Here is a 15,729-nt window from a genome sequence, read left to right on the forward strand (position 1 = left end):
CGATGAAATACGAAACGATTAAATCGATTGTATTGACGATTCTTGTATGTACGAGCGTTTTTTTAACGTGGAGTTTATGGACGTATCAGCCGAAATATGACTTCATTGAAAACGCAAAATACATTCAAAACGTCCCTGTCAGCAATGTTGCGGTCGATTATGGCACAGTCGTTCAGCCGCGTTATATTTTTATTCATAAAGATGCACAACATTACGGGATGACGCATCATTCAGACATTTATAAATTTATGAAGGAAATGAAAAATTGGACGTTCGATCATTTTGAAAATATATCAGACATAGTGAAAAAAGAACAATTTCTTTCGTTTATCCATGGGAAAGGAAAAATAGAAATTATTTATCCAGACGACATACCGATTGAAATGTATCGTACGATTTTTCAAATAGAGGATACAGATGTTGAAAAAGTTCGCTTTGATCGCATCATTATTCCAATGAATGAAAACGAAGAAGAAATTCACGTATATTTCGTATCTGCCCACGAAAAGCGTATATATAAAGCGGTCGCTCAAGATGTGGCGATGGAGAATTTGAAACAAACATATTATGCACGCGCAGAGCGTTATACCCCATTTTTATCGTACGACATAAGTGAAACAAAAGCGCTATTTTTACCAGCTCGTCCACTTGTATTAAACCGATTGCAATACTATATGGACGAATTAAGCGCAGATCGTTTTAAAGATGCGCTATTTACAGATCCGAGTTTTGTGAAAAAAGATGTGCTCAACTTCGGAGAAGAATATACAGATGGCTCGCGGTTAATGGATGTCGATTTATCTAAAAAGTTACTATTGTATGTCAATCCCGCGGCTCGTGGCGAAACACAAACGCTTGATCCAACGATCTTGCAAAAAAGTATCGATTTTGTGAACGATCATGGTGGCTGGACGGATACGTATTATTTTGATCGCTTAGGGGAAAACGGTAGAAAAGTAACTTTTCGTTTGTTTGCCAATGGTTATCCTGTATTTAATCGTTACGGTATGGCAGAAATTATACAAATATGGGGAGAAAATGAGATTATCAATTATCAACGTCCGTTATTTACGTTAGCTATTCCTGACCGGGTGAGCTTGCCAATTACACTTTCGTCTGGATATGAAGTCATTGATCAGTTGAAAAAACAAAAAAATATTCAACATGAGTTAATTGATGATATTGCAATCGGTTATGAGCTCATTCGTGATTCGGAGCGGGAAAATATCGTCATGTTAGAACCAGCTTGGTACTGTTTATATAACGGAACATGGCGCAAAATTGTGATGACGACAGATGAACGAAGAGGGGATATCATTGGATTGGAGTAAAACGAAGACGATTTTTATTATTACATTTTTCATTCTTGATATATTTTTAGGGTACCAATTTATTCAGAAAAAAAATAGTAGCCAGCTTGATGTCATTTTAGAAGCGACAATTGAAGAACAACTTGAAGCGGATGGCATTACATATGTCGATTTGCCAAAGGAGATCACGAAAGCGACATATGTCAGCGGGAAAAGTAAAACGTTTACGGAAGAAGAAGTTAAAAATTTGCCAAACCAACAAGTAGAAGCGGCAAATGAAACTGTTTTGCAAGCTCATTTTATTAAACCTATTCCATTGCAAGACCCAAAAGATGGTTATCGTTTAACAGAGTTTTTAAGGCAAAATATCATTGCGGGTGATCAATATGCGTTTTGGAAGTACGACGAAGATTTACGAGCGCTCATTTATTTTCAACAATACGAAGGCAAGACGATTTATAAAAACATAAGCAGTATGTTGCTTATTTATGTGAACGATCAAAATGAAATGGTCGGTTATGAACAAACGTTGCTCATTGATTTAGAAAAAAACGAGAAAAAACAAGAAATTTTGCCAGCAATTAAAGCATTAGAGACGTTGTATAAGCGAAATTACTTAAAGCCAGGTGATCAAGTAACGAAAATCGATCTTGGCTATTACGCGCTTGTCCAATTCACTACTTCGCAAGTATTAACACCGACATGGCACGTTGTTGTGAATGGAAAAACAGATTATTATGTAAACGCATTTGAAGGACAAGTGATTAGCGATGAAAATAAAGTGTTGGAGTGAATAACATGAGGTTTAGCGTTTTGGCGAGCGGCAGTACGGGTAACGCCTTTTACGTAGAAACGGAACGTGAAAGGTTGCTTGTTGATGCAGGGTTAAGCGGAAAACAATTAGAGCAACTATTTGCTCATATTGACCGCCGTATTCAAGATGTCACAGGTGTTTTAGTGACGCATGAACATAGCGACCATATTAAAGGTTTAGGCGTCATTGCTCGGAAGTACCGCCTTCCGATTTATGCGAATGAAAAAACGTGGAAAGCGATGGATGGGCTCATTGGTGACATTCCATCTGAACAAAAATTTATTTTTCCAACTGGTGCAGTTCGCACGTTTGGAGATATAGATGTTGAGTCATTTGGCGTGTCGCACGATGCCGCCGAGCCTATGTTTTATGTGTTTCATTACGAGGGAAAAAAGTTAGCGCTTATCACAGATACAGGGTATGTTAGCGAGCGCATGAAAGGTGTCATTTGTCATGCCGATGTATTTGTATTTGAAAGCAACCATGATGTAGAAATGTTACGTATGGGGAAATATCCATGGAATATTAAGCGGCGTATTTTAAGTGACGTCGGACACGTATCGAATGAAGATGCCGGTCTCGCCTTAGCGGATGTGATCGGTGACAAAACAAAACGCATTTATTTAGCTCATTTAAGCCAAGATAACAATATGAAAGAATTAGCGCGAATGACAGTTGCTCAGACGCTTGAGAAAAAAGGGATGATCGTCGGAGAATGTTTTCAATTGTATGATACGGATCCTGTTCGTCCGACAGCGCTCGTTTCCGTATAAATTTCACCGTTTTTTCACCACCATGACGTATGTATATTGTTAGATGATGAGCGAAAAAACAGGTTATAATGGAAAATGGGTCAATATTTGAGATAGAAAGGACGGGTGAAAAATGGGCTATTATGATGATCATTATGAACATGTTCGTCAAAAACAAAAAGGGAACCGCGGGGGCACGTTTTTAGCAGGATTAGTCGGAGCGGTTTTAGGCGGAATGCTTGTCATCGTCTCTATTCCTTCGCTAGTGAAATGGGACGTGTTACCTTATTCACTTGAACAAACGGAAGAAAAACAGACGACTGTGACAGAGCAGCCAAAAGTAGATAAAAGTGTAGCAGTAGATGTCGTCACTCAAGTAACGAAAGCCGTAGACAAAGTATCTAATGCGGTTGTCGGCATTGTAAATATTCAAGAGGCAAGTTTTTGGTCAGAAGGCGGAGAAGCCGGAACAGGTTCCGGTGTTATTTATAAAAAAGAAGGCAATAAGGCATATATCGTCACTAACCATCACGTTGTTGAAGGTGCGAGCCGTGTCGAAGTGAGCTTAAGCGACGGAACAAAAGTGCCAGCTCGTCTCCTTGGAAGTGATGTATGGACGGATTTAGCAGTATTAGAAATTGATGCGAAACATGTCACAAACGTAGCTGAATTCGGTAACTCAGATGTCGTCAAGGTCGGGGAGCCAGTGATTGCAGTTGGGAACCCGCTTGGGTTACAATTTGCAGGTTCTGTGACGCAAGGAATTATTTCTGGGGTAAACCGTACAATTCCAATTGATATTGATCAAGATAGCATCCCTGATTGGCATGCAGAAGTATTACAAACAGACGCTGCGATTAACCCAGGAAACAGCGGAGGAGCGCTCGTAAATATCGAAGGTCAAGTCATTGGAATTAACTCGATGAAAATTGCGCAAGAAGCGGTGGAAGGCATCGGATTATCTATTCCGATCAATTATGCAAAACCGATCATTTCGGATTTAGAGAAGTTTGGACAAGTTCGCCGACCATATATGGGCGTAGAGTTACGTTCATTAAGTGATATTCCAGCATATCATTGGCAACAGACGCTTCATTTGCCGGCAAACGTGAAAGAAGGGGTTGCTATTTTACAAGTCGTACCGGGATCACCAGCTGCCCAAGCTGGCTTACGTGAATTTGATGTCATTGTCGCGTTAGATGACGAAAACATTCCAGATGTCATCGCCTTAAGAAAGCATTTATATAATCGCAAACAAATTGGCGATACGATGAAAGTAACGTTTTATCGCGATGGCAAAAAACAAACCGTGACATTAAAATTGGCCAAACAATCATTATAATGAAACGGCAGGGCATCCCCTGTCGTTTCATTCATAAACGAGGAGTGGTACGTTTTGTGGAAATGTTGTGAACAACATGTCGAACTTGCAATTGATATGTATGTGGATGAAAAACAACAAGCACCTGAGATATCAACAGTTTCTGTGGATAAAAAAGAAGAAATGTGCGATTTTTGTGAACAACTTGCGGTATATATAGTAGGGAACTAATGTTTCTACACAATATGTAGGTTTGTGTTGTGGATATGTGGATAAAACCTGTGGATACTATGTTTGTAAAGTGGGGATCACTTGTGAATATATATATTATTGCTGTGGGTAAGTTGAAAGAAAAATATTTAAAACAAGGAATCGAAGAATATACGAAACGACTGTCATCCTATGCAAAAATCGACATCATTGAAGTAGCGGATGAAAAAGCGCCAGAGCAATTAAGCGAACAACAAATGGAGCTCGTAAAAAAGAAAGAAGGCGAGCGTATTTTAGGTAAAGTGACAGACGATATGCACGTCATTGCTTTAGCAATTGAAGGGAAAATGATGTCTTCTGAACAATTTGCTCAAACGCTCGATCGATTAGCGACATACGGAAAAAGTAAAGTGGCTTTTGTCATCGGAGGGTCTCTCGGCTTAAGCGATGACGTCATGAAACGAGCAAACGAATCGCTTTCATTTTCAAAAATGACATTTCCGCATCAACTCATGCGCCTCATTTTAACCGAGCAAATTTACCGCGCTTTTCGCATTAATCGGGGTGAACCGTATCATAAGTAAAAATAAGAGGATAGCTTTTCGCCATCCTCTTATTTGCGATGCATTTTAAACTGTAAAAATAATTCGTTGTAGTATGCAAGCATGCTTTTCCCGAGGTTTTCATACACTTCAAGTTTATTGGCAAGTTGTTCGCTCGGGTAAAAACGTTCATCTTCAACAATTTCCTTCGGCAAATATTCGAGCGCTTTTTTATTTGGCGTTGAGTAGCCGACGTATTCGGCATTCTGGGCTGCATTTTCCGGATCAAGCATAAAGTTAATAAATTGATGGGCACCATCAATGTTTTTTGCTGTCTTTGGAATGACCATATTATCAAACCATAAGTTTGTTCCTTCTTCTGGGATGACGTAATCAAGTCGTTCGTTTTCCCACATAATTTCCGCCGCATCCCCTGACCAAACGATGCCGATCGCTGCTTCTTCATTTGCAAGAAGCATTTTTATTTCGTCACCGACGATCGCTTTGACGTTTGGCGTGAGGGCATCTAGTTTTTGCTTTGCTTGTTGTAAATGTGTTTTATTCGTATCGTTGAGCGAGTAATGTAAACTATTTAACGCCATTCCTATAATTTCTCGCGCGCCATCGACAAGCAAAATTTCATTTTTAAACGATGGATCCCATAAATCGTTCCAGCTTGTTATTTCTTTTCCGCCAAGCAAGGCCGGATTGTAGACGATGCCGACCGTTCCCCAAAAGTAAGGGATGGAATATCGATTGCCCGGATCAAACGATAAGTTAAGGAAGCGCTCATCAATATAGCGTAAGTTTGGGATTTTTGCATGATCGATCGGAAGTAACAGCCCTTCTTCTTTCATTTTGCTGATGGCGTATTCCGAAGGGACAGCGACGTCAAATGTCGTGCCACCTTGAGCGATTTTCGTCATCATTGCTTCGTTCGAATCAAACGTTTGATAAATCACTTTCAAGCCTGTTTCTTTTTCAAATTTTTTAATGAGTGCAGGATCAATGTAGTCCCCCCAGTTATAAATCGTGACAGTATTGTCTCCTCCATACCCTTCAGACGATTCGATCGTTTTTGTAACATAAAGCAAACTAAAAGCAACGAGCCAAACAAGTAAAAAAAGTGACAATATTTTTTTCATTTTTGTCCCCCCTTGACGCTCGCCCGTTGTGTCATAACGTAATACACGACGACGAGGGAAAGCGTAAATAAGAAAAGAAGGGTAGATAAAGCGTTAACGGATAACGAAATCCCTTGTCGTGCTAGCGAATAAATTTCAACGGACAACGTCGAAAAACCGTTTCCCGTCACGAAAAACGTAACTGCAAAGTCATCAAGCGAGTACGTGAGTGCCATGAAAAAACCAGCGAAAATGCCAGGGGTAATGTACGGGAGAACGACTTTTGTAAATACGTTCCATTCATTTGCCCCTAAGTCACGTGCCGCGTCAATGAATGTTGGGCTCATTTCTTGCAGCTTTGGCAACACCATTAGCACGACAATCGGAATGCTGAAAGCAATATGTGACAGGAGAACGGACGTAAATCCGAGCTGAATACCCGCGATCGTAAATAAAATGAGAAACGATGCCCCGATAATGACGTCAGGGCTGACAATTAAGATATTATTTAACGTAAGCAACGTTTGTTTCCAGCGATGTTTTGCGTAGTAAATAGCGATCGCTCCGAACACGCCAATGATTGTCGCAAGCGATGACGATAATAATGCGATGATCATCGTATGCAACACAATGATGAGCAAGCGCGTATCATCAAACACTTCTTTATACCAATCGAGCGTAAACGATTCGAAATGATGCATCGTTCCACCACTATTAAACGAATAGTAGATTAAATAAAAAATAGGCATGTATAGTATAAAAAACACAAGCGCTAAATAGAGGCGAGAAAACTTCATTGTCTCACCCCCCATTTTTTATTTCCCGTCAATATCATAATTCCTGCCATAGCGATCATCAAGAAGACGGCGATTGTCGCTCCCATTCCCCAGTTTTGCGTCACGAGGAAATGTTGCTCGACGGCGGTGCCAAGTGTAATGACGCGGTTCCCAGCGATTAATCTTGTCAACATAAAGAGCGAAAGCGATGGAATGAACACCGCTTGACAGCCTGCTTTTACTCCATCGAGTGTAAGCGGGAAAATGACGCGACGAAATGTCGTCCATTCGCTTGCACCTAAGTCGCGTGCCGCATCGATCAAAGAAGGATTCAATTTTTCAAGGGCATTAAAAATCGGCAAAATCATAAACGGAATAAAAATATAAACAGATACGAAAACAAAACTAAAATCTGTAAACAATAATTGTTTCGTTCCGATCCCGATAGTTTCCAATAGTACATTAACAGCACCATACGTGCCGAACAGCCCGAGAAAAGCGTACGCTTTTAACAATAAATTGACCCATGTCGGTAAAATAATAAGCAACAACCATAGTTGTTTATGTTTCGTTTTCGTTAACAAATAGGCGGTTGGATAAGCGATAACAAGCGAAATGGCTGTAATTAAAAATGCATACCAAAACGAATTGAACGTCATTCGTAAATACACAGGTGTGAAAAAAGTTTCATAGTTGACGAGCGAGAAATGGCCTTCAATATCGAAAAATGAGTAATAAACAATAAGAATAATTGGTGCAATGACGAACAATCCGATCCATAGCCAATATGGGATAGCATAAGCATAACGGCGCATGTTATTCCCCTCCGCTCTGCTTCATGACATGAATTGCTTCCGGTTCAAAATGAAGGCCAATTTCGTCTCCAATTTCCGCCTTTTTTGTAGAGTGGACGAGCCACTCGTTCCCATACGCATCATAGCAACAAAGTTCGTAATGAACACCACGGAATAAAACAGAATCAACGCGCACATGCAATTTACCATGCTCGATCGTTGTTAATTCTAAATCTTCAGGACGAATGACAATATCTACCCGTTCATTTTTTGCAAAACCGTGATCGACGCACGTAAATTGTTGATTGGCAAATTCTACAACAAAATCGTCAATCATCGTTCCGGAAATGATATTTGACTCCCCGATAAAATCAGCAACGAAACGGTTAACAGGCTCGTCATAAATATCTTTTGGCGTGCCGCGTTGTTCGATTTTTCCTTTATTCAATACAAAAATTTCATCTGACATCGCAAGCGCTTCTTCTTGATCGTGAGTGACGAAAATAAATGTAATGCCAAGTCGTCGTTGCAATTCGCGCAACTCATATTGCATTTCTGTTCTCAATTTTAAATCAAGTGCAGAAAGCGGTTCATCCAATAAAAGGACGTCTGGTTCGTTGACGATCGCGCGGGCGATAGCGACACGTTGCCGTTGTCCTCCTGACATTTCATGAATGGCGCGTTGTTCGTATCCTTCTAGGTTGACAAAACGAAGCGCTTCTTTTACTTTTCGTTCAATGTCTGCCTTTGGCATTTTTTTTATACGCAAGCCAAAAGCAACGTTTTCAAACACGTTTAAGTGAGGAAAAAGCGCATAGTCTTGGAACACCGTATTTACTTGCCGTTTATTTGCTGGAACATTGTTTATTCGTTTTTCATGAAAATAAATATCACCTTTCGTAGGTTCGATAAAACCAGCGATTAAACGAAGAATGGTCGTTTTTCCGCAACCGGATGGACCGAGAAGCGTATAAAATTTGCCGCGCTCGATTTCAAAACTAACATCATCGAGCACAGGAAGATCATGATCGTATTGTTTTGTCACATGGTCAAAGCGAATAATGACGCGATCGTCCATATTGTTTCTCTCACCTCATTTAGCTATTTTTTAAATTCATTATGAACGATCTGTCTGTATTCAGCAACTTTTTATTGAAGAACGCCGTAGCTAATAATTTCAACCGTTGGATGAATGTTGATCTTTGCTTTCGCAAAAGCTTTCGGCCAGCTTTTTTGTTTTTGAAACAGTTTGTATTCGTAAGCGCGGGCATACAAACCAAATCCGACTGGATCGACTTCGTACTTTTGCATTTTTTTGACGATGCTCTCAAGCTGTTTTTGTATTTCCTTTGCAAGCCATTTCTCGACTTTTTTCTTTTCTTTTTTCATATCGATGTATGTCGTTAACTCCGTGACGATCACGCCGAGTTTCATATGAACGTCAAAATGGAACGCCCCGTTTCGAAATGACGGTTTATATGAAAAATCACCATGTTCAATCGAAATGCTTACGTATTCTTTTTGTTTAGTCAATTCTTTCGTTTGAAACGTAAGCGATGTAGCAGGTTTAACATTTTTTTTCAATATCGCAAAATACGGACTCTCTTTTTGGGAAAGGCTACCGACATATTTTCGTTGTCGATTAAATAAAGCAATGCCACCTGCTACTAAATCCCCTTTATGCACTTTTAAGATGGGTGCAAATGGAGTTTGGGCACGATCAAGCGATGAACGCCGAAAATCAAGCATATTGATTTTTGTCGTTTGTTTGTTCGCATGGGCTGTTAATATCACATCGCGAATAGCGACAGATAAACGCGGTTTATCGTCAAGACGAACGTACATTAAATCTTTTAACGGACCATCAAAAACGATAAAATTCGCTGTTGTTGAATTTTTCGGATCGCGAAAAAACACATCCAAATAGGAAAACATGTCGTGATTTTTCGCGAACGTTTTACTGACGATAATGTTTTGCGCTTTTCCACCAACAATTTTTCCAGACGCGAACGCGTTTGCTTTTGACCGTCCGTTGCGCGGCGTCATTCCAACTGTACGAATGACTTCGTAAATGTTTTTAGATTCTTTATTAAATACAGGGCTAATCGAGTAAACGAGTAAATTTCCATCTTTTCCTTCATCTAAGCCAACCGTCAATACAAGTGTCAATTCATCGAGCTGTGTTCTTATGCCACATCCGGTAGCTATAAAAAAACAAAGTATGACATACATACACTTTTTCATTTCTTTTTCCCTCCTTGAAACCATCGTGCAATGGAGGTGTAAATAAATAAACCGATAGGGAAAAAGTAGGCTCCCCATAAACCGTATCTTTCCCACCACGATCCCATCATTTGAATATGGGAAAAAGGTGGGGTGTATAAAAAGGAAGTAAAAATAAATATACAAACGACAACGAGCAATATGATCGTATGATCCTTTTTTCCAATGAGTTGACTAATGCCAAAAACAGTTGTGAAAATATATGGGATGCCTGTCGTTGACATCACGAACAAGTAAAACGATAAAAAAATCACTTCAAACCGTTCGATAAACGAAAATTCGATCGTTTTCAGTAGTGACAACGTCGGCCAAATGAGCGAAGGTATTTCATCGGGACTAAAGAAAATAAAACATGTGATTGTAATAAGCAAAAATGTAAAAGCTGAGATGCTGTTGGCGATGACCATCGCTTTCACAGCATGCTTTTTTTCTTTTAAAAACGGGTAAAACACGAACGCTAATTCAAATCCTAAAAAAGATAAAACCGTCGTTTTCACCGATTGAATAATCGGAGCCCATCCTTCCTTTAACATAGGGAGCATATGCAAAATCGTTCCTTTTTGTAACGGCACAGCAATAAGAACTGGCATCCAAAGCGTCAAATAAAAGACAAATTCAGCATAACGTCCAAGCACACGTGCCCCGTTTCGTGTAATTAAAAAGCCAGGCAGCATAAATAACATCATAATGAGATAGTTTGGTGTGTTCGGTAAAACCCATACTTGTATGATGTGAATGGCAGTAAAAATGACGGTAGTTGACGCTAATGAAGCGTAAGCGACAAAAGCGATATGGATGAACGCTCCAAATATACGACCAAAGTAGCGACGAGAAAGATCAAAAATCGTATCCTGTTCATGCTTTTCCATCGTTTTTATAATGATCGTACTGGCGATAATCGAAATGATCCAGCCGATGATAATGGATATCCATCCGTCTGTATTGGCGAGATCGGCAAGTTGGGTTGGAAGCGATAAAATGCCGATGCCAACTTGTGTACCTGAAATAAGAAAAATATATTGCATCGTTGTGATTTCGTTAAATTGATATCGTTTCATACACACCACTTATTTACGAAATTTTTTTTGTCTCCTTAGTTGTGTTGGGCGGGCAGATAGCGGTCGTGTGCGCATCATCCAAAGCGGGAAACGCAAAAGTGTATCTTTCCAATCGCGCAATCGTGCAGGAGCAAATGGACTTCCTGCAGGCGTGCCAAGCGACTCTAATGAAATCAAATGGCCGATAATCAGCATGAACCCGATTACCATGCCGACTAAACCAAACAAAGAAGCAGCAACCATCATTGGAAACCGTAATAAACGAATGGACTCGGACATATCTGGGTTCGGAATAATAAACGATGCGATGGCTGTTAAAGAAACGATAACAACCATAATGTTGCTGACGATGCCAGCTTCAACAGCTGCTTGTCCGATCACGACACCACCAACGATGCCGACCGTTTGACCGATTGGGGCAGGTAGACGCAGCCCCGCTTCACGTAACATTTCAATCGCAAGTTCCATTAAAATGGCTTCTAAAAGCGGTGGAAGCGGGACGCGTTCGCGCGATTCGCCAACGGTTAACAATAAATTGAGCGGAATAATTTCGTAATGAAACGAAAGGGCTGCGATGTAAGTAGACGGTAGAAAAATCGCCATGAAAAAAGCAAGCAGGCGCAAAAGCCGCAAAAACGAGGCGATCATCCAACGTGTACTGTAATCATCAACGGTTTGGAAAAACGTAATAAACGTCATCGGTCCAATCATCACGCTAGGCGAACGGTCAACAACGATAACGATGCGACCTTGCAGTAAGTTGCTTACTGCTGCATCTGGCCGTTCCGTCAACAAAAATTGTGGAAACGGTGAAAATGGATTATCTTCAATATGTTGCATCAGTTCCCCGGTATTGATGATCGTATCGACGTCGATTTGCTCGATGCGATCTTTCAGCTCTTGTACTACCTCGGGGTGAGCAACATCTTCTAAATATAAAATAGAGATGGGCGTATGGCCGCGTCTGCCGACCGTCGTTTCTTCAATTTTTAATTGTTGATGTGGCAAATAACGGCGAATTAACGCAATATTTTTTTCGCACGTTTCAATAAATCCTTGGTGTGATCCCTTCAGAGATGACTCAATTTGCGGTTCTGCGATTGCTCGTTGCGGCCATCCTTGCGTATCCAACAGTAACACGTGGTCATCGCCGTCTAGGAATAGTGCTGTTTCTCCTTGAAACACCCGTTGAATCACATGTTCCCATTTTGTTGTATATGATTTTGAGCCGATTGGCAGTTGGATATCCGCAATCGTGTGAATTTGCCTCGTTTCAAATAAAAGTGGATCAATGATGTTATTGTTAATCGAGTTTTTATCAACGAGCGTATTGAAATAAATAAGCAACGCTCGCCTTTTTGGTTCCCCAATAAATAGATGGCAATATATGAGATCAGGCGTTTTTGTAAAATAATCACGCAACGTTTGTTCGTTCATATCGAGCGAGTGCGTGACGGTTTGTTGTATTCCGTTCATCATTCATCCCCTTTAAGCTGTTGAAGTGGTTCGATAGCTGGTCCTTCTAGTACTTTTCCAGTAAAACAGAAGCGTGAACCGTGGCACGGGCAGTCCCATGACTGCTCACTATTGTTCCACTCAAGCTCGCAACCCATATGCGTACACGTTGTATCGACGACATATAGTGTGCCTTGTTCGTCGCGGTAGGCACCTGCTCGTTTTCCGTCTACATTGACTACTGCCCCTTCTCCTAGCGATATGTCACGAGGGGTACGAAGGGCGTATTCAACCTTTCCTGTTAAAAAATGTTTAGCGACATCGATGCCTTCAGTCAACAAATTGTTTAACGAAGGATCAGCAACAAATCGTGAAGGAGCAAATAAATGCGCATAACGATGTTCTTTTTGTAACGCTAAATCTGTCAAAAGACGAGCAGCGACCATACTTGTCGTCATCCCCCATTTTCGATACCCTGTCGCGACAAGAATGTGCGGAAGACTTTTGCGAATCGGACCGATGTATGGAAGATTGTCTAACGTGACGAGATCTTGCGCCGACCAACGATATAGCACATGTGATAGTCCGAACGTATGTTTGCAAAACGATTGTAACGCTTCATAGTGGTGAATCATGTTGATTCCTTGTCCGACTTTATGCGACTCGCCACCGATTAGAAGAAGCGGTTTGCCGTCCATCGTTGTACAGCGCAGCGACCGCTTTGGTTCATTTGCGCTTAAATACATGCCTTGCAATCGTTCGTGAGCTTCGACCGCAATGACGTAAGATCGCTCTGCATGCAAGCGTGCAAAGTAAAAAGCAGGGTCAAAAAACGGAAAGTGGGTACAAATGACAACAGTGTCACAAGTGATCGTTGCTCCATTTTTCGTTTGTACAATCGGTTGCGTCGTTGTCTCAATATGTTGTGCAACAGTTTGTTCGTAAAAAGATGCCCCATATTTTACAGCAAGCTCGACTAATGTTTTTATATAATGGAGCGGATGAAATTGCGCTTGGTTTCGCATCATGACTGCACCTTGGATAGAGAAAGGAAGCGATAGTTGATCGACATATGCCCCGTCGATGCCGAGCGTTTCATACGCTTTCCATTCCGCCTCAAGCTTATGTAATTGCGTTTCTTCAGTTGTATACACGTATGCATCTTCCAGAGATACGTCGCAATGAATATCGTGTTCTTTTACGATATACAAAATCGATTGCAGCGCTTCTTCATTTGCTTCGTAATATTGACGGGCGCTATCTTCACCGAAGTGGGCAATCAGTTCATGATAAATGAGATCATGTTGGGCAGTTATTTTTGCGGTTGTATGCCCTGTTGTGCCGTGACATAGCCGGTCTGCTTCGATGACGGCGACACGCGCGCCTTGTTTAGCAAGCAAATAAGCCGTTGTAATGCCTGTTATTCCTCCACCAATAATCGCTACATCCGTTTCAATCGGTTGTGTCAAAGATGGAAAAGACGGAATTGTTGTTGTTTGTAGCCAATACGATTGAGATAACTTTGGTAAAGACATGTTTTTGTTCCTCCATACCCATGTTTTTCTTAATTTTCCCCAAATCGAAAAGTTTATGATGAACATTTGCAAAGATGATAAAATGGAAATAGACGAGTATAGAAACGTTTTTATAACATAACGTAAGAGGGAGATTGAAAGTGAATAAAGATGCAAACATTCGTTTACAAGATAACGTGGTGTTAGAACATTATGGGCTTAATGAGTTGCATTTAGAATCAGTTCGTCATTATCGCGAACAATTTGCAAAAGCAAAGCCAAACCATCCATGGAACGGGTTAGAAACGAAAGATTTTTTATATAAAATTGGGGCATGGGGAAAAATACGAGATACAAACAAAGAAGGGCTCACATTAGCAGGGCTCCTTATGTTCAGCGAAGAGCGAATGATTACAGAAGTTTTACCACAATACTTTTTAGAATATCGTGAGCATGACGACAATGATATGCATTGGTCAAATCGTTTCACTTCACAAGACGGAACGTGGTCGGGAAATATTTATGATTTTTATTTTAAAGTGATGAACGAGTTTAAAGATGTATCTACATTTGAAAAAGAAGCTGTGCATGAAGCGCTCATCAACGCGATTGTCCATGCTGATTACAACGGTCATGGAGGTATTATTGTTGAACGGCAGCGATCATATATACAATTTTCTAATCCTGGGCTTTTCGGCATTCCTTTAGAACAAGCGTATGGCGGCGGAATTAGCCATTTGCGCAATCCGAATATGTTTAAAATGTTTATTTACATTCAATTTTGTAAACGTGCTGGAGTCGGTTTAAAAACGATAGAGGCGATTTGCTTACAACAACTTGCTGTTGAGCAATATGATTTTCAAAAACGAACGGTCGTTACATTGCCTATTGTGTCCTTTCCAGAAAGACACGAACATATAGAGGAGATCGAGGCAGTAAGTGATTGGACGGAAGATGTGCCATTATCGGACTCCGTAAATAAAGATGACAACTTCTATAATATCGAAAAAAACTCCATTAATAAAGAGATTAAGTCCATAAATAAAGATGAGAACTCCGTGAATAGTGAGTTGAACTCCGTAAACAAACGGATAAGCTCCATAAATAATAAGGAAAGCTCCATAAATAAATACGATAACTCCGTAAATATATCTTTCGACTCCGTAAATAAATCGGATGAGGAAGAAGAAATGAATGTCGATCAGGAGCTATGGAACATTGCTGAAATTGCACGTAAGAAAAAAAGGCTTGCACCGACTAAAATGGAAGAAATCATTTTGCAACTATGCGCTCATCGACCGTTAATGTTAAAACAATTAGCGTATTTATTAGATCGAACGCCAGACGGTTTACGAAACAACTATTTAGGAAAGTTATTAGCAGAAGGAAAAATGAGGTTAAAGTATCCAGAACAACCAAATCATCCGAAACAAGCATATATGACGAATAAGTAATATTCATGATTTGTTCAATATTTCACAATCTATAATAGAGAAAAGAATGTTACAATGATGGTAACAAAAGAAAAGTTGAGGTGATAAACAATGCTTGTATGCGAATGGAGAAACTTTTCAACAGATGCGGAAACATATACACTAGAGCTATTTGAAGAAATGATTGGCGATGAATTTGAAGCGATGATGTTTGAAGATGATCAAGAAATTCCTTCTTATATATGGACAGTAAACTATGTTGTCATTGTCAAACGAAATACGCGCATGTACAACGATATTTCGTTTACGAAAATTCCGCGCAATCCAGTATGTGAGTAACCGC

General features: G+C 40.2%; 16 protein-coding genes. 8 read left to right on the top strand and 8 right to left on the bottom strand.

The annotated features are described in order from the left end of the window. Positions 1 to 2 precede the first annotated feature (2 nt). From LH47_RS02100 to rlmH, 6 genes are all read left to right on the top strand, one after another. Positions 3 to 1,331: a YycH family regulatory protein gene (locus LH47_RS02100; protein ID WP_043964445.1), complete on the top strand. Its 1,329-nt coding sequence runs from the start codon at positions 3 to 5 to the stop codon at positions 1,329 to 1,331. Next, on the top strand, positions 1,318 to 2,103 hold the full coding sequence (locus tag LH47_RS02105; protein ID WP_043964378.1) for a two-component system regulatory protein YycI: 786 nt from the start codon (positions 1,318 to 1,320) through the stop codon (positions 2,101 to 2,103). Before LH47_RS02100 ends, LH47_RS02105 begins: the two co-directional genes overlap by 14 nt. Positions 2,104 to 2,108: 5 nt before the next feature. Then, complete coding sequence (locus LH47_RS02110; protein WP_043964380.1) at positions 2,109 to 2,897, top strand: MBL fold metallo-hydrolase; 789 nt, start codon at positions 2,109 to 2,111, stop codon at positions 2,895 to 2,897. A gap of 112 nt (positions 2,898 to 3,009) precedes the next feature. Continuing rightward, positions 3,010 to 4,218 carry a S1C family serine protease gene (locus LH47_RS02115; RefSeq protein WP_043964382.1) on the top strand — a complete coding sequence of 403 codons (1,209 nt, stop codon included), beginning with the start codon at positions 3,010 to 3,012 and terminating at the stop codon, positions 4,216 to 4,218. A 54-nt stretch (positions 4,219 to 4,272) separates the two neighbouring features. Then, positions 4,273 to 4,428, top strand: coding sequence for a CxxH/CxxC protein (locus LH47_RS14985; protein WP_084221228.1), 156 nt, complete (start codon positions 4,273 to 4,275; stop codon positions 4,426 to 4,428). A gap of 83 nt (positions 4,429 to 4,511) precedes the next feature. Continuing rightward, a complete protein-coding gene (rlmH, locus tag LH47_RS02120; RefSeq protein ID WP_039938461.1) occupies positions 4,512 to 4,991 on the top strand; it encodes a 23S rRNA (pseudouridine(1915)-N(3))-methyltransferase RlmH in 480 nt (159 codons plus the stop codon). A 29-nt stretch (positions 4,992 to 5,020) separates the two neighbouring features. Here rlmH and LH47_RS02125 read toward each other — a convergent pair whose 3' ends face one another. The 8 genes from LH47_RS02125 to LH47_RS02160 all read right to left on the bottom strand — a co-directional run bounded on the left by LH47_RS02125 (position 5,021) and on the right by LH47_RS02160 (position 13,974). Continuing rightward, positions 5,021 to 6,094, bottom strand: a complete 1,074-nt coding sequence (locus LH47_RS02125; RefSeq protein ID WP_043964385.1) for an ABC transporter substrate-binding protein — start codon at positions 6,092 to 6,094, stop codon at positions 5,021 to 5,023. Then, complete coding sequence (locus tag LH47_RS02130; RefSeq protein ID WP_235341022.1) at positions 6,091 to 6,870, bottom strand: ABC transporter permease; 780 nt, start codon at positions 6,868 to 6,870, stop codon at positions 6,091 to 6,093. Before LH47_RS02130 ends, LH47_RS02125 begins: the two co-directional genes overlap by 4 nt. Then, positions 6,867 to 7,664 (bottom strand): ABC transporter permease, encoded by a 798-nt coding sequence (locus LH47_RS02135; protein WP_043964389.1) that lies wholly within the window; start codon positions 7,662 to 7,664, stop codon positions 6,867 to 6,869. Before LH47_RS02135 ends, LH47_RS02130 begins: the two co-directional genes overlap by 4 nt. A gap of 1 nt (position 7,665) precedes the next feature. Next, positions 7,666 to 8,721 carry an ABC transporter ATP-binding protein gene (locus tag LH47_RS02140; protein WP_043964391.1) on the bottom strand — a complete coding sequence of 352 codons (1,056 nt, stop codon included), beginning with the start codon at positions 8,719 to 8,721 and terminating at the stop codon, positions 7,666 to 7,668. A 71-nt stretch (positions 8,722 to 8,792) separates the two neighbouring features. Next, complete coding sequence (locus LH47_RS02145; protein WP_043964393.1) at positions 8,793 to 9,887, bottom strand: Ger(x)C family spore germination protein; 1,095 nt, start codon at positions 9,885 to 9,887, stop codon at positions 8,793 to 8,795. Beyond that, on the bottom strand, positions 9,884 to 10,984 hold the full coding sequence (locus LH47_RS02150) for a GerAB/ArcD/ProY family transporter (RefSeq protein WP_043964395.1): 1,101 nt from the start codon (positions 10,982 to 10,984) through the stop codon (positions 9,884 to 9,886). Before LH47_RS02150 ends, LH47_RS02145 begins: the two co-directional genes overlap by 4 nt. Before the next feature lie 9 nt (positions 10,985 to 10,993). Then, positions 10,994 to 12,463 (bottom strand): spore germination protein, encoded by a 1,470-nt coding sequence (locus tag LH47_RS02155; RefSeq protein WP_043964397.1) that lies wholly within the window; start codon positions 12,461 to 12,463, stop codon positions 10,994 to 10,996. Further along, the gene (locus LH47_RS02160; RefSeq protein WP_043964399.1) at positions 12,460 to 13,974 is read right to left on the bottom strand and encodes an FAD-dependent oxidoreductase; all 1,515 of its coding nucleotides are present in this window, start codon (positions 13,972 to 13,974) and stop codon (positions 12,460 to 12,462) included. Before LH47_RS02160 ends, LH47_RS02155 begins: the two co-directional genes overlap by 4 nt. 140 nt (positions 13,975 to 14,114) lie before the next feature. Between LH47_RS02160 and LH47_RS02165 the strand changes: the two genes are divergently transcribed. Together LH47_RS02165 and LH47_RS02170 are read left to right on the top strand one after the other, a co-directional pair. Beyond that, a complete protein-coding gene (locus LH47_RS02165; protein WP_043964401.1) occupies positions 14,115 to 15,407 on the top strand; it encodes a transcriptional regulator in 1,293 nt (430 codons plus the stop codon). Between the two features lie 90 nt (positions 15,408 to 15,497). Beyond that, entirely contained in the window at positions 15,498 to 15,725 is a 228-nt protein-coding gene (locus tag LH47_RS02170; RefSeq protein WP_021094383.1) for a hypothetical protein, read from the top strand. The last annotated feature ends 4 nt before the right edge of the window (positions 15,726 to 15,729 follow it).

The organism is Anoxybacillus thermarum (assembly GCF_000836725.1).
Lineage (GTDB): Bacteria > Bacillota > Bacilli > Bacillales > Anoxybacillaceae > Anoxybacillus > Anoxybacillus thermarum.